This is a genomic window from Azospirillum brasilense, assembly GCF_008365405.1.
Classification (GTDB): domain Bacteria; phylum Pseudomonadota; class Alphaproteobacteria; order Azospirillales; family Azospirillaceae; genus Azospirillum; species Azospirillum brasilense_D.
In genome coordinates, this window is record NZ_QOKV01000001.1 from 481,995 (window position 1) to 507,446 (window position 25,452).

The 25,452-nt window shown below is 68.0% G+C and carries 27 protein-coding genes; 17 read left to right on the plus strand and 10 right to left on the minus strand.

Annotated elements, in window-relative coordinates; genetic code table 11:
• Positions 1–218 precede the first annotated feature (218 nt).
• On the plus strand, positions 219–2,888 hold the full coding sequence (alaS, locus tag DS837_RS02330; RefSeq protein ID WP_149163236.1) for an alanine--tRNA ligase: 2,670 nt from the start codon (positions 219–221) through the stop codon (positions 2,886–2,888).
• Here alaS and DS837_RS02335 read toward each other — a convergent pair.
• Positions 2,885–3,304: an Mpo1-like protein gene (locus DS837_RS02335; protein WP_149163237.1), complete on the minus strand. Its 420-nt coding sequence runs from the start codon at positions 3,302–3,304 to the stop codon at positions 2,885–2,887. The two genes, alaS and DS837_RS02335, sit on opposite strands and share 4 nt — an antisense overlap.
• A 116-nt stretch (positions 3,305–3,420) precedes the next feature.
• Here DS837_RS02335 and DS837_RS02340 point away from each other — a divergent pair, with 116 nt between their 5' ends.
• The 4 genes from DS837_RS02340 to DS837_RS02355 all read left to right on the plus strand — a co-directional run bounded on the left by DS837_RS02340 (position 3,421) and on the right by DS837_RS02355 (position 6,650).
• Positions 3,421–4,266, plus strand: a complete 846-nt coding sequence (locus tag DS837_RS02340) for an AAA family ATPase (protein WP_149163238.1) — start codon at positions 3,421–3,423, stop codon at positions 4,264–4,266.
• A 433-nt stretch (positions 4,267–4,699) separates the two neighbouring features.
• On the plus strand, positions 4,700–5,602 hold the full coding sequence (locus DS837_RS02345; RefSeq protein ID WP_247889728.1) for a pyridoxal-phosphate dependent enzyme: 903 nt from the start codon (positions 4,700–4,702) through the stop codon (positions 5,600–5,602).
• A gap of 100 nt (positions 5,603–5,702) precedes the next feature.
• Positions 5,703–6,053 carry a hypothetical protein gene (locus DS837_RS02350; protein ID WP_149163240.1) on the plus strand — a complete coding sequence of 117 codons (351 nt, stop codon included), beginning with the start codon at positions 5,703–5,705 and terminating at the stop codon, positions 6,051–6,053.
• A 99-nt stretch (positions 6,054–6,152) separates the two neighbouring features.
• A complete protein-coding gene (locus DS837_RS02355; RefSeq protein WP_149163241.1) occupies positions 6,153–6,650 on the plus strand; it encodes a DUF6803 family protein in 498 nt (165 codons plus the stop codon).
• A 156-nt stretch (positions 6,651–6,806) separates the two neighbouring features.
• Here the strand turns inward: DS837_RS02355 and ccoG are convergent, their stop codons facing one another.
• Positions 6,807–8,273, minus strand: a complete 1,467-nt coding sequence (gene ccoG, locus DS837_RS02360) for a cytochrome c oxidase accessory protein CcoG (protein ID WP_149163242.1) — start codon at positions 8,271–8,273, stop codon at positions 6,807–6,809.
• Positions 8,274–8,377: 104 nt separating this feature from the next.
• Positions 8,378–8,929 carry an HD domain-containing protein gene (locus DS837_RS02365; protein ID WP_149163243.1) on the minus strand — a complete coding sequence of 184 codons (552 nt, stop codon included), beginning with the start codon at positions 8,927–8,929 and terminating at the stop codon, positions 8,378–8,380.
• Between the two features lie 67 nt (positions 8,930–8,996).
• On the opposite strand from DS837_RS02365, the gene DS837_RS02370 reads away from it, so the two are divergent.
• The 4 genes from DS837_RS02370 to hmuQ all read left to right on the plus strand — a co-directional run bounded on the left by DS837_RS02370 (position 8,997) and on the right by hmuQ (position 13,574).
• Positions 8,997–10,190, plus strand: coding sequence for a vWA domain-containing protein (locus DS837_RS02370; RefSeq protein WP_149163244.1), 1,194 nt, complete (start codon positions 8,997–8,999; stop codon positions 10,188–10,190).
• Positions 10,191–10,633: 443 nt separating this feature from the next.
• Positions 10,634–12,325, plus strand: a complete 1,692-nt coding sequence (locus DS837_RS02375; RefSeq protein ID WP_149163245.1) for a methyl-accepting chemotaxis protein — start codon at positions 10,634–10,636, stop codon at positions 12,323–12,325.
• A gap of 139 nt (positions 12,326–12,464) precedes the next feature.
• Positions 12,465–13,169 (plus strand): regulator of G-protein signaling domain-containing protein, encoded by a 705-nt coding sequence (locus tag DS837_RS02380; RefSeq protein WP_149163246.1) that lies wholly within the window; start codon positions 12,465–12,467, stop codon positions 13,167–13,169.
• A gap of 84 nt (positions 13,170–13,253) precedes the next feature.
• The gene (gene hmuQ, locus DS837_RS02385) at positions 13,254–13,574 is read left to right on the plus strand and encodes a heme-degrading protein HmuQ (protein WP_149163247.1); all 321 of its coding nucleotides are present in this window, start codon (positions 13,254–13,256) and stop codon (positions 13,572–13,574) included.
• Between the two features lie 20 nt (positions 13,575–13,594).
• Here the strand turns inward: hmuQ and DS837_RS02390 are convergent, their stop codons facing one another.
• Entirely contained in the window at positions 13,595–14,074 is a 480-nt protein-coding gene (locus tag DS837_RS02390; RefSeq protein ID WP_014240946.1) for a phosphate-starvation-inducible PsiE family protein, read from the minus strand.
• Between the two features lie 250 nt (positions 14,075–14,324).
• Here DS837_RS02390 and DS837_RS02395 point away from each other — a divergent pair, with 250 nt between their 5' ends.
• From DS837_RS02395 to DS837_RS02410, 4 genes are all read left to right on the plus strand, one after another.
• The gene (locus tag DS837_RS02395; RefSeq protein WP_149163248.1) at positions 14,325–15,770 is read left to right on the plus strand and encodes an NADP-dependent isocitrate dehydrogenase; all 1,446 of its coding nucleotides are present in this window, start codon (positions 14,325–14,327) and stop codon (positions 15,768–15,770) included.
• 78 nt (positions 15,771–15,848) lie between these two features.
• Positions 15,849–16,415 carry an RNA polymerase sigma factor gene (locus DS837_RS02400; protein ID WP_247889730.1) on the plus strand — a complete coding sequence of 189 codons (567 nt, stop codon included), beginning with the start codon at positions 15,849–15,851 and terminating at the stop codon, positions 16,413–16,415.
• Positions 16,415–17,206: an anti-sigma factor family protein gene (locus DS837_RS02405; RefSeq protein WP_149163249.1), complete on the plus strand. Its 792-nt coding sequence runs from the start codon at positions 16,415–16,417 to the stop codon at positions 17,204–17,206. Before DS837_RS02400 ends, DS837_RS02405 begins: the two co-directional genes overlap by 1 nt.
• 175 nt (positions 17,207–17,381) lie before the next feature.
• Complete coding sequence (locus DS837_RS02410; protein ID WP_094302970.1) at positions 17,382–17,765, plus strand: GcrA family cell cycle regulator; 384 nt, start codon at positions 17,382–17,384, stop codon at positions 17,763–17,765.
• A 118-nt stretch (positions 17,766–17,883) separates the two neighbouring features.
• Here the strand turns inward: DS837_RS02410 and DS837_RS02415 are convergent, their stop codons facing one another.
• From DS837_RS02415 to DS837_RS02430, 4 genes are all read right to left on the minus strand, one after another.
• Entirely contained in the window at positions 17,884–18,492 is a 609-nt protein-coding gene (locus DS837_RS02415) for an exopolysaccharide biosynthesis protein (protein WP_149163250.1), read from the minus strand.
• 91 nt (positions 18,493–18,583) lie between these two features.
• Complete coding sequence (locus tag DS837_RS02420; protein ID WP_149163251.1) at positions 18,584–18,964, minus strand: oxidoreductase; 381 nt, start codon at positions 18,962–18,964, stop codon at positions 18,584–18,586.
• 172 nt (positions 18,965–19,136) lie between these two features.
• Positions 19,137–20,360 (minus strand): NADP-dependent isocitrate dehydrogenase, encoded by a 1,224-nt coding sequence (locus DS837_RS02425; protein WP_149163252.1) that lies wholly within the window; start codon positions 20,358–20,360, stop codon positions 19,137–19,139.
• A gap of 240 nt (positions 20,361–20,600) precedes the next feature.
• Positions 20,601–21,185, minus strand: coding sequence for an LOG family protein (locus DS837_RS02430; RefSeq protein ID WP_149163253.1), 585 nt, complete (start codon positions 21,183–21,185; stop codon positions 20,601–20,603).
• 142 nt (positions 21,186–21,327) lie between these two features.
• On the opposite strand from DS837_RS02430, the gene DS837_RS02435 reads away from it, so the two are divergent.
• On the plus strand, positions 21,328–21,549 hold the full coding sequence (locus DS837_RS02435; RefSeq protein ID WP_149163254.1) for a hypothetical protein: 222 nt from the start codon (positions 21,328–21,330) through the stop codon (positions 21,547–21,549).
• A 167-nt stretch (positions 21,550–21,716) separates the two neighbouring features.
• Positions 21,717–22,802 carry a LysM peptidoglycan-binding domain-containing protein gene (locus tag DS837_RS02440; protein WP_149163255.1) on the plus strand — a complete coding sequence of 362 codons (1,086 nt, stop codon included), beginning with the start codon at positions 21,717–21,719 and terminating at the stop codon, positions 22,800–22,802.
• Positions 22,803–22,821: 19 nt separating this feature from the next.
• Here the strand turns inward: DS837_RS02440 and DS837_RS02445 are convergent, their stop codons facing one another.
• Positions 22,822–23,286: a hypothetical protein gene (locus tag DS837_RS02445; protein ID WP_149163256.1), complete on the minus strand. Its 465-nt coding sequence runs from the start codon at positions 23,284–23,286 to the stop codon at positions 22,822–22,824.
• 127 nt (positions 23,287–23,413) lie between these two features.
• Between DS837_RS02445 and DS837_RS02450 the strand changes: the two genes are divergently transcribed.
• Entirely contained in the window at positions 23,414–24,112 is a 699-nt protein-coding gene (locus DS837_RS02450; protein WP_014240934.1) for a phosphatidylserine decarboxylase, read from the plus strand.
• Positions 24,109–24,999, plus strand: a complete 891-nt coding sequence (gene pssA / locus DS837_RS02455; RefSeq protein ID WP_149163257.1) for a CDP-diacylglycerol--serine O-phosphatidyltransferase — start codon at positions 24,109–24,111, stop codon at positions 24,997–24,999. Before DS837_RS02450 ends, pssA begins: the two co-directional genes overlap by 4 nt.
• Before the next feature lie 21 nt (positions 25,000–25,020).
• Here pssA and DS837_RS02460 read toward each other — a convergent pair whose 3' ends face one another.
• Positions 25,021–25,359 (minus strand): hypothetical protein, encoded by a 339-nt coding sequence (locus DS837_RS02460; protein WP_094302962.1) that lies wholly within the window; start codon positions 25,357–25,359, stop codon positions 25,021–25,023.
• Between the last annotated feature and the right edge of the window lie 93 nt (positions 25,360–25,452).

Below are 25,452 nucleotides of genomic sequence, written 5' to 3' on the forward strand. Positions count from 1 at the left end.
CTCCTCATTGGCGGCGGGGCGGTGGCCGATTCCACCGCCCGTCCGCGCCGACGATCATGCAAATGTGTGGCGCTCCGTCCACGCGGCCTGTCGCCGCGCAGGAGCCTGTCGTGGGCACTCGGTGGACAGCCACCGCAAGTCACGTTAAAAGCACGGTTCGGCCGCGAACAAGGCCGCGCCGCCGATTGTAGCCGACCGTACCGGAGCCTGGACAGCCTATGAAGACCGCCAACGACATCCGCCGCACGTTCCTGGACTTTTTCGCGAAGAACGGCCACCAGATCGTGGAGTCGTCGCCGCTGGTTCCGCGCAACGACCCGACGCTGATGTTCACGAACGCCGGCATGGTGCAGTTCAAGAACGTCTTCACCGGGGCGGAGCAGCGGCCCTATTCGCGGGCGACCACCTCGCAGAAATGCGTGCGCGCGGGCGGCAAGCACAACGACTTGGACAACGTCGGCTACACGGCGCGGCACCACACCTTCTTCGAGATGCTGGGCAACTTCTCGTTCGGCGACTACTTCAAGGACGACGCGATCTCCTTCGCCTGGAACCTTGTGACGAAGGAGTTCGGGCTGCCGGCGGACAAGCTGCTGGTCACCGTCCACAGCTCCGACGAGGACGCGGCGGGCATCTGGCGCAAGGTCGCCGGCCTGTCGGACGACCGCATCATCCGCATCCCGACCGACGACAATTTCTGGCGCATGGGCGACACCGGCCCCTGCGGTCCCTGCTCGGAGATCTTCTTCGACCACGGCCCGCACATCGCCGGCGGTCCTCCGGGCTCGCCCGACCAGGACGGCGACCGCTTCATCGAGATCTGGAACCTCGTGTTCATGCAGTATGAGCAGCGCGGTCCGGACGACCTGATCGCCCTGCCGAAGCCGTCGATCGACACCGGCATGGGGCTGGAGCGTCTGGCCGCCGTGCTCCAGGGCAAGCACGACAACTACGATATCGACCTGATGCGGGCGCTGATCGTGGCCTCCGCCGAGGTGACGAAGACCGCGCCGGACGGCGCGCACGCCGTCTCGCACCGCGTCATCGCCGACCATCTGCGCTCCTGCTGCTTCCTGATCGCCGACGGCGTGCTGCCGTCGAACGAGGGCCGCGGCTATGTGCTGCGCCGCATCATGCGCCGCGCCATGCGCCACGCCCACATGATCGGCGCGCGCGAGCCGCTGATGCACCGCCTCGTCCCGGCGCTGATCCAGCAGATGGGCGACGCCTATCCGGAGCTGAACCGCGCCCGCGCCCTGATCGTCGAGACGCTGAAGCTGGAGGAAACCCGCTTCAAGCAGACGCTGGAGCGCGGCCTGCGCCTGCTGGAGGACGAGGTCGGTCGTCTGGGCGAGGGGCAGCCGCTGCCCGGCGACGTCGCGTTCAAGCTGTACGACACCTACGGCTTCCCGCTCGACCTGACCCAGGACGTGCTGCGCACCCAGGGCCGCCCGGTCGACGAGAGCGGCTTCAAGGCCGCCATGGACGAGCAGCGTCGCAAGGCTCGCGAATCCTGGGCCGGCTCGGGCGAGGCGACGACCGAGAAGCTGTGGTACGAGCTGAAGGACGAGCTGGGCGCCACGGAGTTCTTCGGCTACGACACCGAGGTCGCCGAGGGCAAGGTGACCGCCATCGTCAAGGGCGACGCCCGCGTCGAGCAGGCCGCCGCCGGGGACGAGGTGCTGGTCATCGTGAACCAGACGCCCTTCTACGGTGAATCGGGCGGTCAGGTCGGCGACGCCGGCGTGATCTTCTCCGCCGAGGGCACCGAGGTCGCCGTCTCCGACACCCAGAAGAAGCTGGGCGCCGTCTGGGCCCATGTCGGCACGGTCACCAAGGGCACGCTGAAGGTCGGTGACGTGGTGGAGCTGCGCGTGGACACGGAGCGCCGCTCGGCCATCCGCGCCAACCACTCGGCAACCCACCTGCTGCACGAGGCGCTGCGCCGCCGCCTGGGCGAGCATGTCACCCAGAAGGGCTCGCTGGTCGCCCAGGAGCGCCTGCGCTTCGACATCAGCCAGCCGACCGGGCTGACCCCGGCGGACATCGCCGCGGTCGAGGACGAGGTGAACCGCCGCATCCTCGGCAACAGCGAGGTCGTCACCCGCCTGATGTCCCCGGACGAGGCCCGCGCCTCCGGCGCCATGGCCCTGTTCGGCGAGAAGTACGGCGACGAGGTGCGCGTCGTCTCCATGGGCGGCCCGCACGGAGAGTTGGACCGCGACTACTCGATCGAGCTGTGCGGCGGCACCCACGTTCGCCGCACCGGCGACATCGGGCTGTTCACGATCGTCGCCGAGGGCGCCGTCGCCGCCGGCGTGCGCCGCATCGAGGCGCTGACCGGCACCGGCGCCAAGGCGTGGCTGTCGGAGCGCGACCATCTGCTGACCGAGGCGGCGTCTGTCCTGAAGGTCCGTCCGGAGGACGTCCCGACGCGCCTCGCCGCGCTGGTCGACGAGCGCAGGAAGATGGAGCGCGAGCTGGCCGAACTCCGCCGTCAGGTCGCCATGGGCGGCGGCGCGAAGGCGGACGGCGGCAACGAGGCCAAGGACATCGCGGGCGTCAAGTTCGCCGCCCGCGTGGTCGAGGGCTTGCCGGCCAAGGACCTGAAGCCGATGGCCGACGAGCTGAAGAAGCAGGTCGGTTCCGGCGTCGTCGTGCTGATCGCGTCGAACGAGGGCAAGGCGTCCATCGTCGTCGGCGTCACCGACGACCTGACGGCCAAGATCAGCGCCGTCGATCTGGTGCGCGTCGGTGCGGAGGCGCTGGGCGGGAAGGGCGGCGGCGGCCGTCCGGACATGGCCCAGGCCGGCGGTCCGGACGCCGCGCTGGCGCCCGCCGCCGTCGAGGCCATCGAGAAGGCGGTGGCGGCGAAGGCCGCCTCCTAACCGCGCATGCTCTCTGGTGACACCCGCTCTAACATTGGGGCGGGTGCTTCCGGCGGATGCCGGCGGATCACGAGGCCGGGGCGGTCGGGAATGCCGTAGCGGCGGTATTCCCGCGCCAGCTGTCCGGTCAGGGCCAGCCCGGCCATGCGGACGTCCGCGGCCAGCGAGGCCAGCGGCGCGTCCAGCGTTTTGGGCCGGTTGCGCTCCACCAGGAAATGGCCCAGCCACGCCGCGCCGTAGCCGACCAGCGGCGCCGCCACGAGCGCCCGCCAGTCGCGGCGGGCCAGTCCCACCCCAAGCAGGGCCGCCGCCGACAGCGTGCCGGCGACGTGCAGCGCCCGGTTCGTCGGGTGACGATGCTGTTCCAGATAATCGGGCCAGAAATTCGGATCGGTCGAATTCGGATCGGTCGCCATGGCGGACTCCTTTCGCGGGGGAACGTCGGGCGGCCTACGGCGGTTCCGTCTTGCATGACGCCCGCCGTGCTGGAAGGATGCGCGGGTCAACGAACAATACCGCGGAACCGACTGGCATGCGCTTCACCGGCACCGATTCCTACGTCGCCACCGACGACCTGATGGTGGCCGTCAACGCGGCCATCACGCTTGAGCGCCCGCTGCTGGTGAAGGGGGAGCCGGGAACCGGCAAGACCGTGCTGGCCCAGGAGGTCGCCCGCGCCCTGAGCAAGCCGCTGCTCGCCTGGCATATCAAGTCCACCACCAAGGCGCAGCAGGGCCTCTACGAGTACGATGCCGTCAGCCGCCTGCGCGACAGCCAGCTCGGCGAGGAGCGGGTGCACGACATCGGCAACTACATCGTGCGCGGCAAGCTGTGGGAGGCGTTCGATGCGCCCGAGCCCCCCGTGCTGCTGATCGACGAGATCGACAAGGCCGACATCGAGTTTCCCAATGACCTGCTGCTCGAACTCGACCGCATGGAGTTCCACGTCTACGAGACGCGGCAGACGGTCAAGGCGGCCCGGCGCCCGCTCGTCATCATCACGTCGAACAATGAGAAGGAACTGCCGGACGCCTTCCTGCGCCGCTGCTTCTTCCACTACATCCGCTTCCCCGACCGCGACACCATGGAGCGGATCGTCGATGTTCATTATCCCGGCCTGAAGCAGGACCTGCTGCGCGAGGCGATGACGCTGTTCTACAGCCTTCGCGAGGTGCCCGGCCTCAAGAAGAAGCCCTCCACCTCGGAGCTTCTCGATTGGATCAAGCTGCTGATGGTCGAGGATGTTGACCCCGAGACCCTGCGCGCCAAGGACACCCGCAGCCTGATCCCGCCGCTGTGCGGCGCGCTCCTGAAGAACGAGCAGGACGTGCATCTGCTGGAGCGGCTGGCTTTTCTCGCCAAGCGGGAAGGGCGCTAGGAAGCGCTTGACCGCGGCCGTCCTTCTGGGGCAGCCTGAACCCATGCAATCGACCCAGCACCTGAACCGAATGCGAATTACCGCCCCGGCGCTCTGACAGAGGGCGCCGGACCGCGAGCGTTTGTTTTCGCAATCTGGTGTGGAGTGTGGCGTGCCCGTGCGCCCTGGGTCTTCCGGAACCCGCAATCCGGTTCATCACGATCCCCTGACCCGTCGCTTCACGCGTCCGTTGCGCCCTCTGGCGGAGCGAATGCGGGGCTCTGCGCGAATTATCGTCCCGGTCCGCTGACGCGGGCCGGGTTTCGCGCCTTCCTTCTCCGCCCCCGTTCGTTCCCTCCGCCCGAGGACTATCGCGATGCCGTCCGCGCACGCCACCCGTCTGCCTTCCGTTTCCTCCCCCAGAAAAAGCGAGAGCCGCGACACCGAAGACCGTTTGCCGTCTTGGCTCCCCCTCTCCGCCATCGAGGACGCCGCCGAGCGTTTGAACGGGCGGATCGTCCGCACGCCGCTGCTGCCCGCTCCGGTGCTGGGGCGTGACGTCTGGCTGAAGGCGGAGACCTTCCAGGCGACCGGCGCCTTCAAGGAGCGCGGCGCGCTGAACCGCCTGCTGCGCCTGACGGCGCTGGAGCGCGCGGCGGGTGTTGTCGCCATGTCGGCGGGCAACCACGCCGCCGGTCTGGCGCTGCACGCGCAACGGCTGGGCGTGGCGGCGACCATCGTCATGCCGGTGACCGCACCGCGCTGCAAGGTGGAGCGGACGGCGGCGCTGGGTGCCGAGGTCGTGTTGTCCGGGTCCAATGTGGGGGAGGCGAAGGCCCGCGCGCTGCAACTGGCGGCGGAACGGCGGCTGACCTTCGTGCATCCCTACGACGATCCGGACGTGATCGCCGGGCAGGGCACGGTGGGGCTGGAGGTGCTGGCCGACCGTCCGGACCTTGAGACGCTGGTGGTGCCGGTGGGAGGCGGCGGCCTATTAGCCGGGATGGCGGCGGCGGTGAAGGCGCGCAAGCCCTCCGTCACCGTGGTCGGGGTGCGGCTGGCGCGGCGGCGGGGACCGACCTTGGCCGATGGGATCGCGGTGGACGCGCTGGGCAAGCTGCCGCAGGCTCTGCTGGCCGGCTTCGTGGACGCACTGGTCGAGGTGGAGGAGGCGGAGGTCGCGGCGGCGATGCGGACCCTGCACGGCTCCTTCGGCATGGTGGCGGAAGGTGCCGGGGCCGCCGCGGTCGCGGCTCTGCTGGCCGGGAAGGTGCCGAAGGAGGGGCGGGCCGTCGCCGTGCTGTCCGGCCGCAACGTGGATTCCGACACGCTGGTGCGGACGCTGGCCGCTGCTTGATCGACATCAAAGACCGCGGGGCTGGGGCAGGCTCAGGATCATCCTGCGGGCGCACCGTCCGGAAGACGGTGGCCTCGCAGGCAGAAGGCCGGTTGTCCCCGTGGCTCGTCTGGTGTCCCTCCTCGCGCTTGTGGTTCTGGCCGTCGGGCTTTTCGGCGGTGCCGCACCCATGCGCATGCCGGACCTCCCGGCATCGCACTGCGAGTCCGCCACGGGGCAGGACGCCGCGGACTGCGCCATCGATCACCCGACGGATAGCCCGGTTTCGGGAAAGACCCATGCGCACGGCACCGCCGGGTGCGTCTGCCTGAGCGGGGCCTGTGACCTGACCGGCCTTCCGGCCCGGGTCGGCGTGCCTTTTGGTCATCGCATCGCGACCCTGCTTCCTGGTGTGGACACCGAGCCCGCCGCCACCGCCCACGCGCCGCCGCTGCCGCCGCCGCGCGCCTGACTCCCGTCGTTCCGTCGCCTTTTCCCCGACCTGCGGACGTGTCCGGTCTTACGCCCATCGCGGCACCGGCGCGCCCGCCGAACACGCGCGAGTCATCCCATGAACATGACCCACTACATGGAACTGCTGGCCGTCAACCAGCCCTGGAACCTGCTGATCTTCATGGCGGTCCCCGTCATCCTGGCCGAGACGGTGGCGATCAGCGAACTGTATCTGCTCTACACCCGTAATTACGACGGTCCGGTGCGGCGGCTGAACCGCTGGGCCGGCATCACCGTCGGCGTCTATTTCACCGGTGTCTTCGTCCATCTGATGCAGAACGCGGTCGTTCCGCTGACCGCGTCCGGCGGCTGGCGCGGGCCGGCGGATGTGCTGGCGGTGGGCTTCTACCTCGCCGGCATCGTCCCGCTCGGCGGCATCGCGCTCCTGGACCTCGGGGTGATCGGCCGGGGCCGCGGCGAGCACGGCCGTATGGCGATCCACGCCGCCTTGGTCGGCCTGTTCCTGATTGTCGCCCACATCGCCATGATCTTCGGGATGCTGGACCCGACGCTGCTCACCGGTGCCGCCGCGGCTGGCGGGCACACGATGCACTGAACGGATGCGGACTGTCCCTCTCCCGCCCCGGGAGAGGGAAGGGGCCCGCGCAAGGCGCGGGAAGGGTGTGGGTCGTTCGAGAATCACTGCCTTGATCCTTGCACGACCCTCACCCGGCCCTTCGGGCCACCCTCTCCCGGGACGGGAGAGGGATTCCTAGGGCGCCATGAACACGCTGCGGTGCCGACCAATCTCGCCGCTCGTCAGGTCGCGCGCCAACACCGTCACGTCGGTGGACCCCGGCGTTGCGGCGCCCCGCGGCACACGGACGAAGATGCGGTAGGTCGCCACCGAATCCGCGTCCGCGGCGAGCGTCAGCGAGTTCCCCGACTGGGCATCCACACTGGCGACCGACAGGTCGGCGTTCGCCAAACCCTCCACCGACAGGCGGTAGGTTCGCGCCTCGTGCGTCTTGTTGAGGATCTTGATGGTGTAGGCGTTCTGCACGTCGCCGTTCGACTGCTGCACATAGAGCGGGGCGCGGTCGCGCAGCACGCTGACGTCCAGCGTCGGGCGCATCGCCAGGGAGATCGCCATGGCGCCGGTCACCACCAGGATGATGAGCGCGTAGATCACCGTGCGCGGGCGCAGCAGCCGCACCGGGGCGGCCTGACCGTCGGCCTTGGCGACCTGGTTGGAGCGGGTGTCGAAGAGGATCAGGTCGCCGGGGCGTCCGACCTGGGCCATCACGTCGTTGCAGGCGTCCACGCACAGGCCGCAGCCGATGCAGGAGATCTGCTGGCCCTTGCGGATGTCGGTGCCGGTCGGGCAGACATGGACGCACAGCTTGCAATCGATGCAGTCGCCCAACCCCTCCGCCGTCCGCTCGTCCCAGCTCTGCGACTTGCGCAGCGGCGCGCGCCCTTCGCCGCGCCAGTCCTGGTAGGTGACGACGTAGGTGTCCTCGTCGACCATCGCCGCCTGGAAGCTGCGCCACGGGCAGACGTAGATGCAGATCTGCTCGCGCGCCCAGCCGGCGAAGAAATAGGTGGTGCCGGCGAACAGCCCGGCGAAGGCCAGCACCTTCCACGACACCTCGCCCGTCGCGATCTCGCGCAGCAGGGTCGGAGCGTCGTTGAAGTAGAAGATCCAGGCGCCGCCGGTGACCAGGGAAATCATCAGCCAGATGGCGTGCTTCGAAGCCTTCAACCCCAGCTTGCGCGCCGAGAAGGGCGCCTTGTCCAGCCGGATGCGCTCGGTCCGCGGTCCTTCCAGCTTGCGCTCCACCCACATGAACAGGTCGCTCCACACCGTCTGCGGGCAGGCGTAGCCGCACCAGATGCGGCCGAGCAGTGTGGTCGCGAAGAAGATGCCGAAGGCGCCGATGATGAGCAGGCCGGTCAGGTAATAGACCTCCTGCGGCCAGATCTCGATCCAGAAGAAGTAGGCGCGCCGGCCCACCATGTCGACCAGCACCGCCTGATCGGGAATGCCCGGCCCGCGATCCCAGCGCAGCCAGGGCGTGACGTAATAGACGCCGAGCAGGATCGCCAGGGCCAGCCATTTCAACTGGCGGAAGCGGCCTCGGACATCGGCGGCGTAGACCTTGGGGCGATGCACGAACCAGCGCTCGCGCGGCTGGTCGGCGTCGTGGGCGGTGGGGGCATGAGAGTGGAGGGACATGGTGTGCGACCTTGCTTTGACGCGGCGGTCAACCTAGTCCCTCTTTTATAAGGCTTCCGTGATGTAGTCACATTGCGACAGATCAACACTTTGACCGCGAAGGCTCAGACCGCGTCGCCGCGCAGTTCGGCGAGCCCGTCCTCATAGGCGCGGTCGAACAGCGATTCCAGCCGCGCGTCGGTGCCGCGCAAGCCGGCGACGACCGCGTACGCCCATTCGAAATACTCGATCTTGCGCTCCAGCGGCCAGTCGGCGGGCGGGCTGTGCGCCATCGAGCGCAGGTTGGACACCTTGTCGGCCAGCTTCACCAGCTTGGCGCGGGAGGACGCGGTGGGGGCGGCGTCGATCTGGCGCTGCTTGCGCTCCGCCTTGCGCAGCCGCTTGTCGTCGGTGGTCTCGGCGACGACCCCGGCGACCTCCGCCCCGAAATGCTGCTCGATCTCCTCATAGGATGCGTCGGTGTCCTCCAGCGTGTCGTGCAGCAGGGCGGCGATGATCACCACCGGGTCCTTGCCCGCCGTCGCCTCGGCGCACAGGAACGCCACCTCCGACAGGTGGTTGAGGTAGGGCTCGGCGCGCACGCCCTTGCGGCGCTGGTCGATGTGCTTGTGCGCGGCGAACTCCAGCGCGCGGGCGAAGTCGAGAAGGGCTGTCATGGCGTTCCTGGCGGGTCGGCGCTACGATGAGGGCGGATGGGGACGAAACCCCACGGGGGGAGGCGGCATGTTCACGGGTTTCTTCTTCGAACTGCGCAAGGCGGGCGTGCCGGTCTCGCTGAACGAGTACCTGACGCTCATGGAGGCCATGAAGCGCGGCGTCGCCGCCTTCCGCGTCGAAGACTTCTATTACCTCAGCCGGGCCTGTCTGGTGAAGGACGAGCGCAATCTCGACCGCTTCGACCGCGTGTTCGGGCAGGTCTTCAAGGGGCTGGAGGGGACGGAGGGCGCCGGCGGCGACGAGATTCCCGTGGTCGACCTGCCGGAGGAATGGCTGCGCAAGCTGGCCGAACGCTTCCTGACCGAGGAAGAGAAGGCGCAGATCCAGGCGCTGGGCGGCTGGGAAAAGCTGATGGAGACGCTGGCCGAGCGGCTGGCCGAACAGAAGGGGCGGCACCAGGGCGGCTCCAAATGGATCGGCACCGCCGGAACCTCGCCCTTCGGCGCCTACGGCTACAACCCGGAGGGCGTGCGCATCGGTCAGGCGGAGTCCCGCCACCGCCGCGCCGTGAAGGTGTGGGACAAGCGGGAGTTCAGGAATCTGGACGATCAGGTCGAGATCGGCACCCGCAACATCAAGGTGGCGCTGCGCCGCCTGCGCAAGTTCGCGCGAACCGGGGCGGCCAGCGAGCTGGACCTGCCCGGCACCATCCGCGCCACCGCCAGCAACGCCGGCTGGCTGGACCTGAAGATGGTGCCGGAGCGGCACAACACGGTGAAGGTGCTGCTGTTCCTCGACATCGGCGGTTCCATGGACGACCACATCCGGCTGGTCGAGGAGCTGTTCTCTGCCGCGCGGGGCGAGTTCAAGCATCTGGAGCATTTCTACTTCCACAATTGCGTCTACGAGAGCGTGTGGCGCGACAACAAGCGCCGCCACGAGGAACGCACCCCGACCTGGGACGTGCTGCACACCTATCCCGCCGACTACAAGCTGGTCTTCGTCGGCGACGCGGCGATGAGCCCCTACGAGATCGTCTATGCCGGCGGCAGCGTCGAGCATTGGAACGAGGAGCCGGGACAGGTCTGGCTGCAGCGGATGCTGTCGGTCTACAGCCGCGCCGTCTGGCTCAACCCCACGCCGGAATCGCGCTGGGGCTACACGGAAAGCACCCGCATGCTGCAACGCCTTTTGGGCGGGCGCATGTACCCTCTCACGTTGCAGGGGTTGGACGCCGCGATGCGCGAGCTGGTGCGGTAGCGTTTTCCAGAACAACCGAACACCGTCGCAACCCAGATCATGGTTCTGGGTTTGCAATCCATTGGTGCGCTCCAAAATGGATGACGCGGGTTGTCTCTCTCTAGGAAAACAGTTTATCAATCACCGGATGAGGGTGGCGCATCAAGATTTGCGTATTTGAACTGATTTGACTCGATAATTGAATGACTCATCGCCCGTTCGCAGAATAAGAACTCCGAGTCGTGGAGTTAAGTATCTGAACAAAGCCTGACTCTGTATTGTTATATGATACGACGAGGCGATAATTTTCGTCCGTTTTAAACATTGATCGTCATTTCTGCGGCTTCCTGGCAACATTCGAGGCCAAACGGATACTGAGAATATTTCCTCCTTGAACGCATGCGATTGCACTACGAAGCATGAAGCTTCTTGTTCAAGCATGCAGTCGATGAGGGTCGGGGAAAATGCAGGGTGTTCTTGCACGCATCAGTATCAGCGGCAAAATCTACAGCGTTGTCGCTATCCTGGGAGCGGTGGCCACCATCATTGGTGGTGTTGGCTTCATCGGAATGCAGACCTACGACGACAAGTTCGACCAGATTCAGAACTGGTCCCGGCGGGCGCTGATCAACGAGCAGATCAACGCTCTGGTCTACAAGGTCGTCATGGACAGCCGCGGCATCTACGCCGCGGATGGACCGGCGGACGCCACGCCCTACGCCAAGAACATCCTCGGCTCCACCGGCGAGCTGGAAAAGCTCATGGGCAGGCTGGAGGCCCTGCAGCCGCCGAAAAACAAGGCGGCTTTCGGCGAGATCCAGCAGACGGCGCGCGCGTTCGTCCTGCAGCGCAACGAGGTCGCCCGCCTCGGGATGGAGGCCGGCCCTGAGAAGGCGCGCGAACACGGCGACACCCCCGAGGCCCGGGCGCTCCGCGGCAAGCTGGGCCAGTACATGGAGAAGGCCTCCGAACGCAACATGCAGGGCATCGCCGAGGCCAACGAGGAACTGGCCGCCGTGAACAGCCTGATGACGACGCTCATGATGATCGTCGGCATCGGTGGCGGCCTCGGCGCGCTGGCGTTGAGCGTCGTGGTCGCGCGCATCGGCATTTCCCGCCCGATCGCCGGGATCACCGACGTCATGGCCCGTCTCGCGACGGGCGACACGTCGGTGACGGTGCCGGGCCTCGGCCGAGGCGACGAGATCGGCGGCATGGCCAAGGCTGTGGCGGTCTTCAAGGACAACGCCGTGGACCGCGAGCGCATGAGGCTCGCCGAGGAGGCGGAGCGTCGGGCCAAGGAACGGCGCACCCACGCCGTCGAGGAACTGGTCCAGTCCTTTGACCGGAACGTCTCCGGCATCCTGCGCACCGTCGCCTCCGCCGCCACCGAGTTGGAGGCCACGGCGCAGAGCCTGCTGACGACCGCCGACCAGACCAAGGGGCAGGCGGCCAGCACGGCCGCCGCGGCCGAGCAGGCGTCGGTCAACGTGCAGACGGTCGCCGCGGCGACCAACGAGCTGAGCGCGTCGATCAACGAGATCAGCGGTCAGGTGACGCGCTCCACCAGCATCGCCAGTCACGCGGTGGGTGAGGCGCAGCAGACCAACGAGCGCGTGCAGGGCCTCGTCGCGCAGGCGCAGCGGATCGGCGACGTGGTGAAGCTGATCACCGACATCGCCAGCCAGACCAACCTGCTGGCCCTCAACGCGACGATCGAGGCGGCGCGGGCCGGGGAGGCCGGCAAGGGCTTCGCCGTGGTGGCGTCGGAGGTGAAGAACCTCGCCAACCAGACCGCCAAGGCGACGGAGGAGATCGCCTCCCAGATCGCCTCCATGCAGGCGGCCACCGGTGGGGCGGCGGCGGCCATCAACGGGATCGGCGACACCATCGGCACCATCAGCGAGATCGCCACGATCATCGCCTCGGCGGTCGAGGAGCAGGGGTCGGCGACCGGCGAGATCGCCCGCAACGTGCAGCAGGCCGCGCAGGGCACCCATCTGGTGACCACCAACATCACCGAGGTCAGCGACGGCGCCACCCAGACCGGCTCCGCCGCCACCCAGGTGCTGGGCGCCGCCGGCGAGCTGTCACGCCAGTCGGAGAGCCTGCGCACGGAGGTGGAACATTTCCTGGCGGGCATTCGCGCCGCGTAAGGGGCCGCGCGCGGGGTTCGGGGGCGTGCCACGGTGCACGCCCCCATCCATTACATCCTGAACGGACCGAACGGCGTTTGCCGGACTGAAATCCCGTTTTTATCGTCACGGCCAATTCGTGTTCGAATGGAGGGGTACCGTGGCGAAATCCTATCTGGCGTCCTGGAAGAAGGCGAAGGACCGCTTCGAGAAGACGACGGGCAAGAAGAAGCCCGACCCCAAGAGCCGTTTCGGCAAGCTGTTCAGCAAGATCAGTTCGACCGGCCTGGAAGGCGCGCTGAAGAGCTACGACGCCGCCACGACGGTGCAGGATGCGCAAAAGCACGCCCGCGCCTTCCAATCCGCGGCGAGCAGCTACATTCCCACGCTCGACGCGGCGGGCAAGGCGGCCAAGCAGGACGGCGACGCGGTCTACGCCGAGGCCTGCGCCGACATGGTGGCATCGCTGAACAAGATCGCCGGCAATGTCGTGACGGATCTGGAACGGTTCGACGATCTGCCGAAGACCATCGACGGCTACTTCAAGTCGCCATACTGGTTCAAGCTTCTGCACAAGATCGCCAAGCAGGAAATGTCGCTGGAGAATGTCGAGCTGTACGACAAGATCCTGAAAGGTAAGCTGTCGAAGGCGGAGCCTGCGGAAGAGGCATACAAAGAATACGTGGCCGTCCGTTCACCCAAGGAAGTGAACATCGGGTCGGGAACCCGGAGCGCCTGCAAGAAATGCGCGGACCAGGGCGCTTGGACCGCCATGCCGTGGGACAAGGTGGCGAAGGATCTTGGCATCAACCTCGCCGACACCATCGGACGCCTGCACAGCGCGCTCGCCAAGGGCGAGATCTGACGGCCAGGGACGGTTGACGGGGCGGGCCTCCGCCGTCACTTTGAAGGTTCGGCTTTCTAAGGGACGGTATCGGGAGGCTCCGCCATGTACATCGCCATGAACCGTTTCCGCGTGCGTCCGGGCTCGGAGCAGGACTTCGAGGAGGTCTGGCTGAACCGCGAGGTCCATCTGAACAAGGTCCCCGGTTTCGTGGAGTTCCACATGCTGCGCGGCCCTCGCTATGAGGACCACCGCCTCTATTCCTCCCACACCGTCTGGGAGTCGGAGGCGCATTTCCAGGCCTGGACCCGCTCGGAGGAGTTCCGCGCCGCCCATCGCGGGGCGGGCGACCGCAAGCCGCTGTATCTCGGCCCGCCGCAGTTCGAGGGGTTCGAGGTGATCCAGACCGTGGGGCGCGAGGGCTGAACCGGCGGCGTCTTGCCCGGTCAGCCCTTCAGCGCGTCCTCGTCGCCGATCAGGCGGTGGGCGATGGCGACGGTGATCAGGCCGGCGAGCAGGAGGCCGTACTGCCACAGGCTGGACCAGTCGCCGGTCTGCACGTCGCCCGCCACCGCCTGGACCGGGCGCACGATCAGTTGCCGCAGCAGCGTGATCATCGCCACCTCCAGAAAGACCCGCAGGTGGAAGCGGTTGGTCCGCACGTAATCCACCTCCGCGGAGATCAGCGCGGACAGGGTCCAGACGATGAACAGCACGCCGAGCGCGTGCAGGAAGCCGTGCGCCAACTGGTCCTTCTGAAAGGCCGCCCAGGCTTCCACGAAGAACTCCCAGACCACCATGGCGCTCGCCGCGACCAGGGCGATGGCCAGAACGACGTGCAGCAGCCCGTTGAAGGACTTCAGGGCGCGGATCAGGCCCTGTTCGAGAAGCGAGTTGGACGGGGCGCGGGGGAGCGATTGCAGCATCGGGGTGGGTCGCAAGGTCGAAGGGTGCGGGAAGATAGAAGCCCAACCCGGCGGACGCCCCCGCCGTTTTGCGATTGCCGGCATGGGGAAAACGCAAGCATTGCAGATCAGCGTCAAGTCGCCGCATCAATGGTCCCGGCTTTGCAGGTGGAAAAAGGCACCGGCCATTGAACTCCGGGCCTGATTTCGTCTAGGGTCGCCGCGGTCCCTCCGGCTTCGTTCCTTCGAGGGTTTCCCCAGGAGTGAATGGATGCGCGAAACCACCCCCATCACGGTCGCCCGCGGCGACGGCATCGGTCCGGAGATCACCGACGCGGTGCTTCACGTGATGGAGGCCGCCGGCGCCCGCCTGAAGGTGGAGGAGGTGCCGGCGGGCGAGCAGGTCTACCGCCGCGGCCACCTGGGCGGGCTGGACGCCGCCGGCTGGGGGTCGATCCGCCGCACCCGCGTCTTCCTGAAGGGGCCGATCACCACGCCCCAGGGCTACGGCAACAAGTCGCTGAACGTCACCGCGCGCACCACGCTGGGGCTGTTCGCCAACGTGCGGCCCTGCGTGTCGCACCATCCCTATGTCCGCACCCGGCACCCGCGCATGGACGTGGTCATCATCCGCGAGAACGAGGAGGACCTCTACGCCGGGATCGAGCACCGCCAGACCGACGAGGTGATCCAGTCGGTCAAGCTGATCTCCCGGCCGGGGTCGGAGCGCATCGTGCGCTACGCCTTCGACTACGCCCGCGCCAACCACCGGCGCAAGGTGACGGCCTTCGTCAAGGACAACGTCATGAAGATGACGGACGGGCTGTTCCTGAAGATCTTCAACGAGATCGCCGCCGAATTTCCGGAGATCAAGGCCGACCACCTGATCGTCGACATCGGCGCCGCCCGTCTGGCCGACCAGCCGGAACGCTTCGACGTGATCGTGACGCTGAACCTCTACGGCGACATCGTGTCGGACATCGCCGCCCAAATCACCGGCTCGGTCGGGCTGGCCGGCTCCGCCAACATCGGCGACGCCTGCGCCATGTTCGAAGCGATCCACGGCTCGGCTCCGATGATCGCGGGGCAGGGCATCGCCAACCCGTCGGGCCTGCTGATGGCCGCGGTGATGATGCTGGCCCACATCGGGCAGGGCGACGTGGCGGCGCGCATTCACAACGCCTGGCTCAAGACCATCGAGGACGGCGTTCATACCGTGGACATCTTCAACCGCGGGGTCAGTCGCCGGCGCGTCGGCACCCACGCCTTCGCCGACGCGGTGGTGGAGCGGCTGGGCCAGATGCCGGTGACTCTGCCCAGCGTCGGCTACGCCGTCACCGCGCGGCCCGCCTATGAGTCCGGGGTGCGGCTGTCGCCCCGGCGCAAGGCGGTGAAGGAGCTGGTGGGGGTGGACGTGTTCCTGCACTGGCCGGGCGGCAACCCGGACGAGCTGGCCGGGCTGGTCCTGCCGGTGGCCACCCCGGCGCTGCGGCTGTCCAGCATCTCCAACCGCTCGCAGAAGGTCTGGCCGGAGGGCAACATCGGCGTCTTCTGCACCGACCACTGGCGCTGCCGCTTCCTGGCGCCGGAGGGCGTGGCGGTCGGCCACTCCGACATCGTCGAGCTACTATCGGGTCTTGCCCGCGCCGGTCTGGATTTCACCCAGACCGAGAACCTGTGCAACTTCGACGGCAAGTCCGGCTTCTCGGCAACGTAAGTTGCGAAACTGGGGAATAACCGTCCCCGGCCGGGCGTCCAGACGGGCAGGACATCCTTCCAAGGGGAGCGCCGCCGCATGCCTCTGCCAAAGCCGCCTCCCGATCCCCCGCCAGCCGACGGCCCGCGAGCCAACTCCCCGGTGGACGAGCGGGCCATCGCCGCGCAGGTGCCGCGGCTGCGCCGTTACGCCGCCGCGCTGGCCGGCAACCTGCCTGATGCCGACGACCTCGTGCAGGACTGCATCGAGAAGGCCTTGGCCAACCGGCACACGCTGCGGGACGTCACCCGGCTCGGCGGCTGGCTGCTGTCGATCCTGCACAACCTGCACGTCTCGGGTCTGCGCTGGCGCCGCCGCCGTGGGCCGGAGGTGCCGGTGGAGGATCTGGCGAACGATCTGGCGCTCAGCGCCGCCCCCGCCGACCGGGTGGAGGTGCGGGATTTCGTGCGCGCCTTCAACCAGCTGTCGGAGGAGCATCGGGCCGTGCTTCTGCTGACCGGGCTGGAAGGGCTGTCCTACCGCGAGGCGGCCGAGGTGCTGGGGGTTCCGGTGGGAACCGTCATGTCGCGGCTGGCCCGCGCCCGGGAACGGCTGCGCGTCCTGCTGGACGGCGGGATGGAGCAGGCGGTGAGGAGGATCAAGTGATGGACACCGAACCGGACGCCCCTGTGACCGAGGCCGATCTGCACGCCTGGATGGATGGTGAATTGCCTGAGGAACGGCGCGGCGAGGTCGAGCGCCATCTCGCGGGCAACCCCGATCTGGCCCGCCGCTTCGAACGCTACCGCGCCCAGCGGGCGATGCTCCAAGGGACCTTCGGCCCGCTGATCGATCGCCCCTTGCCGGCGGCCCTGGTCCCGCCCTACGGACGCGCAGCCGGGCGGCCGGCGACGCGTCCGCGCCGGTCGTTCCGGGCGCTGGCCGCCGCGGCTGTTCTGCTGGTCTTCGTCGCCGGCGGGGCGGGGGGCTGGTGGTTGCGCGGCTGGTCGGGCGGGGTGGGCGGCGGAGGCACCGCCTTCGTCGCCGACGCCGTGGCCGCGCACCGCGTCTTCGCGGTGGAGGTCCGCCATCCCGTGGAGGTCGGGGCCGACCAGGAGGCGCATCTCGTGGGCTGGCTGTCCAAGCGCCTGGGCAAACCCCTGCGGGCGCCGCGGCTGGCCGCAAGGGGCTATGATCTGGTGGGCGGCCGGCTGCTGTCCGACGCGCGGGGGCCGGCGGCCCAGCTCATGTACCAGGATGCGGCGGGTCGCCGCATCACCCTCTACATCCGTCCGGCCTCCGACGCGCCGGACACCTCCTTCCGGTTTGCCCAGGACGGCAACGTCCAGGCTTTCTACTGGCGGGACAACGGTTTGGCGTGGGCGGTAACGGGTGACCTCGACCGAGTGACCCTTTCGGCCATAGCCGAGGAGGTGTACGGCGCGTTGAACTCATAACACCCACAGACTTATGCACAGGAATGTTGCGCAAGCCCCCTATCCCTCTATCCGGCCATCTGGTAGGTTGGCCGGCGTTGGGCACAAAATATTGCGCCTTATGGAAAACGGCCGTCTGGTCGGAAGGTATATTGGTTAACCAAGTCACCGGTTACCGGACCACGGGAGACAGGGGATGAGTTGGACGGACGAACGGGTTCAGCAGCTTAAGGACCTCTGGGCCCAAGGGCTGAGCGCGAGTGAAATCGCGGACATCCTGGGCGACATCACCCGCAACGCGGTGATCGGGAAGGCGCACCGCCTCGGCTTGTCGGGACGCCCGTCGCCGATCAAGAAGAAGCCGACCCGCGGTGCGACGATCCTCGCTTTGACCGAGCGCATGTGCAAATGGCCGGTCGGCGATCCGAAGCACCAGGATTTCCATTTCTGCGGCAAGCCCTCGCTGCCCGGCCTGCCGTACTGCGCCGAGCACGCGGCGGTGGCCTACCAGCCGGCATCCTCCGGCAAGAAGCGCGACGAGGACCGCAACACCGGCGACCGCAACGTCGGCGCCGCCTAGACTCCGCTGGATTCCTCCGCCGGATTTCCAGATTTCGGGCGCTCTTCACGCGGGCGCCCGGCCGACACGGCGACTGGATCGGTGGCCGTCAGATCAGTGCCGATCAAATGGGCGCCGATCAAATGGGGGCGGAGGTAATCGCCCACCAGCTTCCGGCGATCAGCATCGCCGAGACACCCGCCGCCGCCACGCCCAGACCCAGACCGGCGGCGACCGCCAGACCGTCCTTCACGATCAGCCCCAGCGCGATCACCAGCACCGCCAGACCGGGCAGGGTGTTGCCGAACGGGATGGGCAGAGCAATCAGAACGCCCATCACCAGCACGAAGAGGCCCAACGGCCGCAGCACCCCCTGATGGGTCAGCGACGGCCAGCGCGTGCGCAGCCGGGCCTCCAGACGCTCGACCAGCGGCGCTCCCTTCTCCACGAGCTTCTCAAGCGTGCCGCGCGCCACGCGGCGGCGCCCGATCCAGCCCGGCACCTCCAGCCGGTCGCGGCCCACGATCATCTGGATCGCCACCAGCGCCAGCACCGTGCCGAAGATCATCCCCGCCGGCAACCCCGGCGTCGGCACCACGGCGGGGATCGCCAGCGCCAGCAGCAGGAAGCCCGGCGCGCGGTCGCCGAGATGGCCCAGCACCTCGCCCAGCGATGGCTTGTCGCCGGTCATGCGCCCGTGCAGCTTTTTGAGCAGCGCGGACGCCCGAGCCGCGTCCTTCGTGTCCATGTCCTGTTCCAATGCCCTGTTCCATGGTTGCCGCGTGGATGTGGTGGCGCGGCGGCTCGCGGGAAAGGGGGCGTCGGGACAGGGTGGGAGGTCAGTACTCCTCGACCTCGTGCTTCAGTTGCACCAGACGGCCGCTCAGCAGCGACAGCATCAGCTGCACCAGCATCTCGTGAACGATCAACGTATGGTGGTTGCCGCTGTCCTGCATGTGCTGGCGCAGCGCCTCGCGCACCGCCGGAACGCCGGTCACGTCGATCAGCACGTCCACCGCCTCGCCGAACCGGGCGAGGTCCATGAAGTCGGTCGTGGTGGCGACGCCGCGCTCGCGGGCGAGCCGTATGCCGGGCGCCTCGGCGTCCAGGTCGGCGACGCCGAGAATCTCGACGAAGGGAGCGTCCAGAAGCCGCGTCAGCAGGGGCGTTCCGGTTTCGCCGGCGCCGATCACGGCGATGCGGAAGATGTCCTTGGCCATGGGAAAGTCTCGAATTCCGGTTCGTCAGGTCCGCGCCGGCATCGCGCCGCGCGGGCAAGAAAAAAGCGGGGAGCCGAGACTCCCCGCCGCAACCTTACCTCGACCCGGCGTCCCGTTTGACCGGGACGCGTCGTCGCACCTGACGCGGCCGTCGCGTTACGCCCAGGTCGCGTTACGCCCAGGCGGCCATCTTCTTCTGCAGGTTCTCGTCCAGCTTGTCGAGGAACTGCTTGGTGGTCAGCCAGGGCTGATCCGGACCGATGAGGATCGCGAGATCCTTGGTCATGAAGCCCGACTCGACGGTCTCGACGCACACGCGCTCCAGCGTCTCGGCGAACTTCACCACGTCCGGCGTGTTGTCGAACTTGCCGCGGTAGGCCAGACCCTGCGTCCAGGCGTAGATCGAGGCGATCGGGTTGGTGGAGGTCTCCTTGCCCTTCTGGTGCTCGCGGTAGTGGCGGGTCACCGTGCCGTGGGCGGCCTCCGCCTCGACGGTCTTGCCGTCCGGCGTGATCAGCACCGAGGTCATCAGGCCCAGCGAGCCGAAGCCCTGCGCCACGATGTCCGACTGCACGTCGCCGTCGTAGTTCTTGCAGGCCCACACGAAGCCGCCTTCCCACTTCAGGGCCGAGGCGACCATGTCGTCGATCAGGCGGTGCTCGTAGACGAGGCCCTTGGCCTTGAACTGGGCGGCGTAATGCTCGTCGAACACCTTCTGGAAGATGTCCTTGAAGCGCCCGTCATAGGCTTTCAGAATCGTGTTCTTGGTGGACAGATAGACCGGGTAGCCGCGCTCCAGGCCGTACATGAAGCTGGAGTGGGCGAAGCCCTCGATCGACTCGTCCAGGTTGTACATGCCCATGGCGACGCCGGAGGCGGGGAAATCGTACACCTCGTGCTCGATCGGCTCGCCGCCGCCTTCCGGCACCCACTTGATGGACAGCTTGCCCTTGCCGGGAACGACGAAGTCGGTGGCCTTGTACTGATCGCCGAAGGCGTGACGGCCGATGATGATCGGCTTGGTCCAGCCCGGAACGTAGCGCGGAACGTTGGAGCAGACGATCGGCTCGCGGAAGACGGTGCCGCCCAGGATGTTGCGGATCGTGCCGTTCGGCGACTTCCACATCTTCTTGAGATTGAACTCCGTCACCCGCGCCTCGTCCGGGGTGATGGTCGCGCACTTGACGCCGACGCCGTACTGCTTGATCGCGTTGGCGGACTCGACCGTCACCCGGTCGTCCGTCTTGTCGCGGTTCTCGACGCTGAGATCGTAGTATTTCAGGTCGATGTCGAGATACGGCAGGATCAGCTTGTCCTTGATGAACTGCCAGATGATGCGCGTCATCTCGTCGCCGTCAAGTTCGACGACCGGATTGGCTACCTTGATCTTCGTCATGGGTGCGAGTTCTCCCCGAACGGGTAGGGGTTGTCTTATGCTTGGACGCCGGGCGCGCTGTGCGAGCGCACGGGCCGGGGCGTCCATCCGAAGACGGGCCCCGGTTCCCCGGACGGAAACGGATGGCGGTTATATAGCACCGGGACACTGCCGAAAGAAAGGACCGCGGGGCATCAAAACAGACGATATCGCGCTGAAAACGGCGCGATTTGCGCGATCTGGTCCTACCACTTGGCCTTTTCAGAGCTTTTGTGTGGGAATCTTCAACGCGGGCTCCGGTTCATAGGCCAGCGCGGCGAACACGTCGTCCACGTCATCGACGACGGTGTACAGCGCGCGGTGCGCCGGCAGGGTGAAACCCTGCGCCACCGTATGGTCGATCAGGCCGAGCAGCGGGCGCCAATAGCCGTCCACATCCGCAATCACCACCGGCTTGTCGTGCAGGCCCAGCTGCTTCCAGGTCAGGATCTCGAACGCCTCGTCCAGCGTGCCGAGGCCGCCCGGCAGCACCACGAAGGCGTCGGCCCGGTCGACCATCATGCGCTTGCGGGTGTGCATGCTGTCGACGACGTGCAGTTCGGTCAGGCCGGTGTGCTCGATCTCGGCGGATTGGATGTGTTCCGGGATGATGCCGATGACCTGCCCCCCGGCGGCGAGCGCGGCGTCGGCGGCGATGCCCATCAGCCCGACGCGTCCGCCGCCGTAGATCAGCTGGATGCCGCGCCGCGCCAGCCCGTCGCCCAACATATGGGCGGCCTCCTTGTGGACAGCGGCGACGCGGCTGGATGAGCCGCAATAGACGCAGACGGAATTCGGGGCTCTCATCGCTCACCCTTTCTCGCCGGTTGGGTACACGTTCCGGTGACTGTTCCGGTGCGCCCGGCGGGGTCACCTAATGCAAGGGAATAGCAAAGCCGGGGCGGCGTCTACCCGGACATCGGACTTCAGCCCATCGGGAGGAATCATTATGGATTCGCGCGTCGTCAACGCCCTGGCCGCCATTTCGGTGGCCACGTTCCTGTTCCTCGGCTTTGGCGGGGGCTTCGGCGGCGGGATCGGCTTTCTGACCGGCGGCGGCAAGGCGAACGCGGGCGGCGCCACGACGGCTCAGGCGACGGAAACCAGCGTCTCCGCGGCTGAGCTTTCTTCCGGCCGCCATTCCGAGACGGTTGCCAAGCTGGAGAAGTGAGCCTGGAGGCATGAGCATGGGCAGCACCGCCCGGCGGCGCGAAGGCGGTGCGCCGGTCCCGATGCGGTTATGCGTCTGCTCCATCGGCGGTGTTCAGTTCCACCGCCACAATCTGCTATCCTGCCGCAAGCCGGCGTGTCCGCCGGCAACGATGCGGCGGTGCTCCGGTGAAGCAAGCTCTCCTGTTCGGCGGTGCGGCGACGGTCGCCGCTGCCGCCGTTGTCGCGTATCTGGCCTTCGATCCGGCGCCCGCGCCGGGCTCCCGCGCCGGAACGGCCGGTTCCGGAACAACCGTCGCGCTGGGCAGCGTGTCCCCGGCCAAGCCGCCGGCCCCCGCCCCGGCGAAAGCCGCAGAGGAGCCCGCCGGTCCGCGCTTCGACATCGTGCGCGTCGCCCCGGACGGCGCCACCGTGATGGCCGGCCGCGCCACGCCGGGCTCGTCGGTGACCGTCCATGACGGGGAGCGCTCGCTCGGCTCCGTCAACGCCGACGCGCGCGGCGAATGGGTCCTGCTTCCCGACCGGCCCCTGGCCCCCGGCGCCCGTGAACTGAGCCTGTCGGAGAAGGCGCCCCCCGCCGCCGAGCCGACGCCGTCGGAGCGCGTCGTGGTGGTCGTGGTGCCCGACCCGCCGCCCGCCACCGGCGGGGCGTCTTCGGACGCGCCCACAGGTCCGCTGGCCGGTCCGTTGGCCGTCGCCATGCCGCGCGATGGGCTGGGCGAGGGGCAGGGGGGCAGCACCGTCCTGCAGGCGCCGAAGGGACCCGCCGCCCCGGCGACCCGTGGCGTGGCGGCCCCGCCGCCGCCGGGCGGGGTGTCGCTGGAAAGCATGGATTACGACGCCGCGGGGCAGGTCGCCATGGGCGGACGGGCGCAGCCGGGAAGCGCCGTGCAGCTCTATCTCGACAATCTTCTGGTCGGCAGCGCCCACACCGACCCGAACGGCCAGTGGCGGCTGCGCCCGGAGCGCGCCGTGCCGCCGGGCGTCTACACCCTGCGCGCCGATCAGGTCACCGACTCGGGCAAGGTCACCGCCCGCGTCGAGCTGCCGGTGCAGGTGTCGGAGGTTCCGGCCAACCTGCCGGACGGCCGGTCGATGGTCGTCCAGCCCGGCAACAGCCTGTGGCGGATCGCCCGTTCGACCTACGGGCGCGGCGTGCAGTACACGATGATCTACGAGGCCAACCGCGGCCAGATCCGCGATCCGGACCTGATCTATCCCGGCCAGATCTTCGCGCTGCCGGTCTCGAACTGAAATTTTCCCGAACCGGGCCTTACAGGTAAGGGGCGAGCAGGCGCAGGAAGGGGCGCGCCTGCTGGAGCGCGACCACGGTCTGGTGGATCAGATCCTCCGGCGTCGCCTGGCCCTCATACTCCGCTTCGGAGAACAGCAGGATCTTCTGGCCTTCCTGGACGAGGAAGCGCGTTCCCCTGCGGTCCTGGATGCCGCGCAGGATCGCCAGGAGTTGGCGCCGCCGTTCCGGCGACTGGGCGGTGTAGGGGATGTGGCCGATCTCCGCCCACACCTGCGAGCGCGATTTTTCCCCGTCGAAGCCGACGGCGATGCTGAAGGGCAGCCCGTCGGCCATGAAGTGCAGCCGCGCCGGGCGCGGCGGCTGGGCGATGCCCAGGACGCCTTCGGGGGTCATCACGAAGGTGTCGGGGCTGAAGGGCAGGGCGGTCTGCGAGACCTGCGCGAGCGACGGCATGGCCTGAAGGCGGGCGGCGGGAACGGACACGGGGGCTCGCTCATTCCTGTGGTGTCGGTGGCGTCACTCTCCACGTTCCCTGCTAAAATTCTGTAAAGGGCGGGGGATGCTGTCTAGAATGCGCCGCTCCAACGATCCGAGGCTGAAGTAACCGGCGATGTCCGCCCTCAATACCGTAGTCGTTCCGATCCACCGCGCCGGCTGGCCCTTCATTGCCGCCTTCGCCGTGGTCTCCCTGATTCTCGGGCTTGCCGTGGCGAAGCCGCTGGGCTGGCTCGGTCTCGTGCTCACCCTGTGGTGCGTGTATTTCTTCCGCGATCCCGATCGCGTGACGCCGACGCGCCCCGGCCTGCTGGTCAGCCCCGCCGACGGGCGCGTGACCATGATCGTTCCCGCGGTTCCGCCGCCGGAACTGGGCATGGGCGACAAGCCGCTGACCCGTGTCAGCATCTTCCTCAACGTCTTCAACGTGCACGTCAACCGCGTGCCGGCGGACGGCACGGTGGTGGCGGCGGAGTACCACAAGGGCACTTTCGTGAACGCCGCGCTGGACAAGGCCAGCGAGGAGAACGAGCGCGCCGCCTTCCGTCACCGTCTTCCCGACGGGCGTGAGATTGCCTATGTGCAGATCGCCGGCCTCGTCGCCCGCCGCATCCTCTACTGGGTGAAGGCCGGCCAGGAGGTCAAGGCGGGCGAGCGGTTCGGCCTGATCCGATTCGGCAGCCGCACCGACGTTTATCTGCCGGACGGCGTGGTTCCGCTGGTCTGCGTCGGGCAGACGGCGATCGGCGGCGAGACCGTGCTGGCCGACCTGACCGCCACCGAACCGCAACGGCAGGGGGATGTCCGCCGATGAAGCGTCCGGTCTTCAAGCCGGCAGTGTTCCGCAAGCGCCGGGCGCGCCGCCCGCATCCGCGGCTGAAGGGGTTGTCGATCAACCATCTTCTGCCCAACGTGCTGACGGTGCTGGCGCTGTGCTCCGGCCTGACGGCCATCCGCTTCGCCATGCACGAGCGGTGGGAGCAGGCGGTCGTCTGCATCGTCATCGCGGCGATCTTCGACGCGCTGGACGGGCGGATCGCCCGCCTGCTGAACGGGCAGAGCAAGTTCGGCGCCGAGCTGGACAGCCTGTCCGACGTCATCAGCTTCGGCGTGGCCCCCGCCTTCATGATGTATCTGTGGGCGTTGAACGGCGCCGGCAGTTTGGGCTGGATCGCCGCCATGGCCTACGCGGTCTGCGCGGCGCTGCGGCTGGCCCGCTTCAACTCGCGGCTGGACGTCGACCTGCCGCCCTGGGCCTTCAACTACTTCACCGGCGTTCCGGCCCCGGCGGGCGCCGGTCTGGCCATCCTGCCCATGGTCATCGGCTTCGAGGCCGGGCCGGACATCGCCGGCCACCCGGCCGTCGTCGTGCCCTGGACGCTGGCGATGGGCGGGCTGATGGTCAGCACTTTGCCGACCTTCTCCTTCAAGGGCATGCGGGTGCCGACCCAATATGTGGTGCCGGGTCTGGTCGGCGTCGGCCTGCTCGCCGCCTCGCTGGTCAGCCAGCCCTGGTGGACGCTGGCCTTCCTCGGGCTGGCCTATCTGGCGAGCCTTCCCTTCTCGGTTGCGCAGTTCCGCAAGCTGCAGCAGGCCGCCCAGATGATGAAGGAGACGGAGGAGACTCCGGTTGAGGAGGCCGTGGTTTCCGCGCCGGAAACGCCGTCTTCGCAGGAAACCACGAAGACGGCCAACGACTGAACGGCGTGCCCGCCGTTGCCGTCACTCGGCGGCGGCGGGCAGGTCCAACGGCACGGTCCGTTCGGTCACGGCGACCGTGAGCACCATCGGGATCTGCCGCAGGCAATTGCCGACATGGCTCGACTCCGCGGCGACCATGCCGGTCATTTCGACCTCCACGGTCAGCGTCTCGCCCAGCAGGCGGCTGTTCAGCGACAGGGGGACGAGACCGCGCTTGGCGAACAGTTCCAGCACGCGGGGCAGGGTGCCGGGATCGGCATCGGCCTGCACGGCGAAGCGGACGAGACGGTTCGGATCGGTCGGACGGGATTCGGCGGCGGGCGCCGCCAGCGTGACGGTGGACAACGTGACGGTGGACATGGATCGCTCTGACCTTGGTCTTGAGTCGATGAGTGCAGGGTTAGACCTGCAGACGCGCGAAAACCCCGGCTCTCACAGGAGAACCGGGCTGCT

What these genes read in the sequence shown, in the direction of transcription:
- alaS (WP_149163236.1), top strand. Translation starts at nt 219, where the DNA reads ATGAAGACCGCCAACGACATCCGCCGCACGTTCCTGGACTTTTTCGCG.
- DS837_RS02335 (WP_149163237.1), bottom strand. Translation starts at nt 3,304, where the DNA reads ATGGCGACCGATCCGAATTCGACCGATCCGAATTTCTGGCCCGATTAT.
- DS837_RS02340 (WP_149163238.1), top strand. Translation starts at nt 3,421, where the DNA reads ATGCGCTTCACCGGCACCGATTCCTACGTCGCCACCGACGACCTGATG.
- DS837_RS02355 (WP_149163241.1), top strand. Translation starts at nt 6,153, where the DNA reads ATGAACATGACCCACTACATGGAACTGCTGGCCGTCAACCAGCCCTGG.
- ccoG (WP_149163242.1), bottom strand. Translation starts at nt 8,273, where the DNA reads ATGTCCCTCCACTCTCATGCCCCCACCGCCCACGACGCCGACCAGCCG.
- DS837_RS02365 (WP_149163243.1), bottom strand. Translation starts at nt 8,929, where the DNA reads ATGACAGCCCTTCTCGACTTCGCCCGCGCGCTGGAGTTCGCCGCGCAC.
- DS837_RS02370 (WP_149163244.1), top strand. Translation starts at nt 8,997, where the DNA reads ATGTTCACGGGTTTCTTCTTCGAACTGCGCAAGGCGGGCGTGCCGGTC.
- DS837_RS02375 (WP_149163245.1), top strand. Translation starts at nt 10,634, where the DNA reads ATGCAGGGTGTTCTTGCACGCATCAGTATCAGCGGCAAAATCTACAGC.
- hmuQ (WP_149163247.1), top strand. Translation starts at nt 13,254, where the DNA reads ATGTACATCGCCATGAACCGTTTCCGCGTGCGTCCGGGCTCGGAGCAG.
- DS837_RS02390 (WP_014240946.1), bottom strand. Translation starts at nt 14,074, where the DNA reads ATGCTGCAATCGCTCCCCCGCGCCCCGTCCAACTCGCTTCTCGAACAG.
- DS837_RS02395 (WP_149163248.1), top strand. Translation starts at nt 14,325, where the DNA reads ATGCGCGAAACCACCCCCATCACGGTCGCCCGCGGCGACGGCATCGGT.
- DS837_RS02400 (WP_247889730.1), top strand. Translation starts at nt 15,849, where the DNA reads ATGCCTCTGCCAAAGCCGCCTCCCGATCCCCCGCCAGCCGACGGCCCG.
- DS837_RS02405 (WP_149163249.1), top strand. Translation starts at nt 16,415, where the DNA reads ATGGACACCGAACCGGACGCCCCTGTGACCGAGGCCGATCTGCACGCC.
- DS837_RS02410 (WP_094302970.1), top strand. Translation starts at nt 17,382, where the DNA reads ATGAGTTGGACGGACGAACGGGTTCAGCAGCTTAAGGACCTCTGGGCC.
- DS837_RS02415 (WP_149163250.1), bottom strand. Translation starts at nt 18,492, where the DNA reads ATGGACACGAAGGACGCGGCTCGGGCGTCCGCGCTGCTCAAAAAGCTG.
- DS837_RS02420 (WP_149163251.1), bottom strand. Translation starts at nt 18,964, where the DNA reads ATGGCCAAGGACATCTTCCGCATCGCCGTGATCGGCGCCGGCGAAACC.
- DS837_RS02425 (WP_149163252.1), bottom strand. Translation starts at nt 20,360, where the DNA reads ATGACGAAGATCAAGGTAGCCAATCCGGTCGTCGAACTTGACGGCGAC.
- DS837_RS02430 (WP_149163253.1), bottom strand. Translation starts at nt 21,185, where the DNA reads ATGAGAGCCCCGAATTCCGTCTGCGTCTATTGCGGCTCATCCAGCCGC.
- DS837_RS02435 (WP_149163254.1), top strand. Translation starts at nt 21,328, where the DNA reads ATGGATTCGCGCGTCGTCAACGCCCTGGCCGCCATTTCGGTGGCCACG.
- DS837_RS02450 (WP_014240934.1), top strand. Translation starts at nt 23,414, where the DNA reads ATGTCCGCCCTCAATACCGTAGTCGTTCCGATCCACCGCGCCGGCTGG.
- pssA (WP_149163257.1), top strand. Translation starts at nt 24,109, where the DNA reads ATGAAGCGTCCGGTCTTCAAGCCGGCAGTGTTCCGCAAGCGCCGGGCG.
- DS837_RS02460 (WP_094302962.1), bottom strand. Translation starts at nt 25,359, where the DNA reads ATGTCCACCGTCACGTTGTCCACCGTCACGCTGGCGGCGCCCGCCGCC.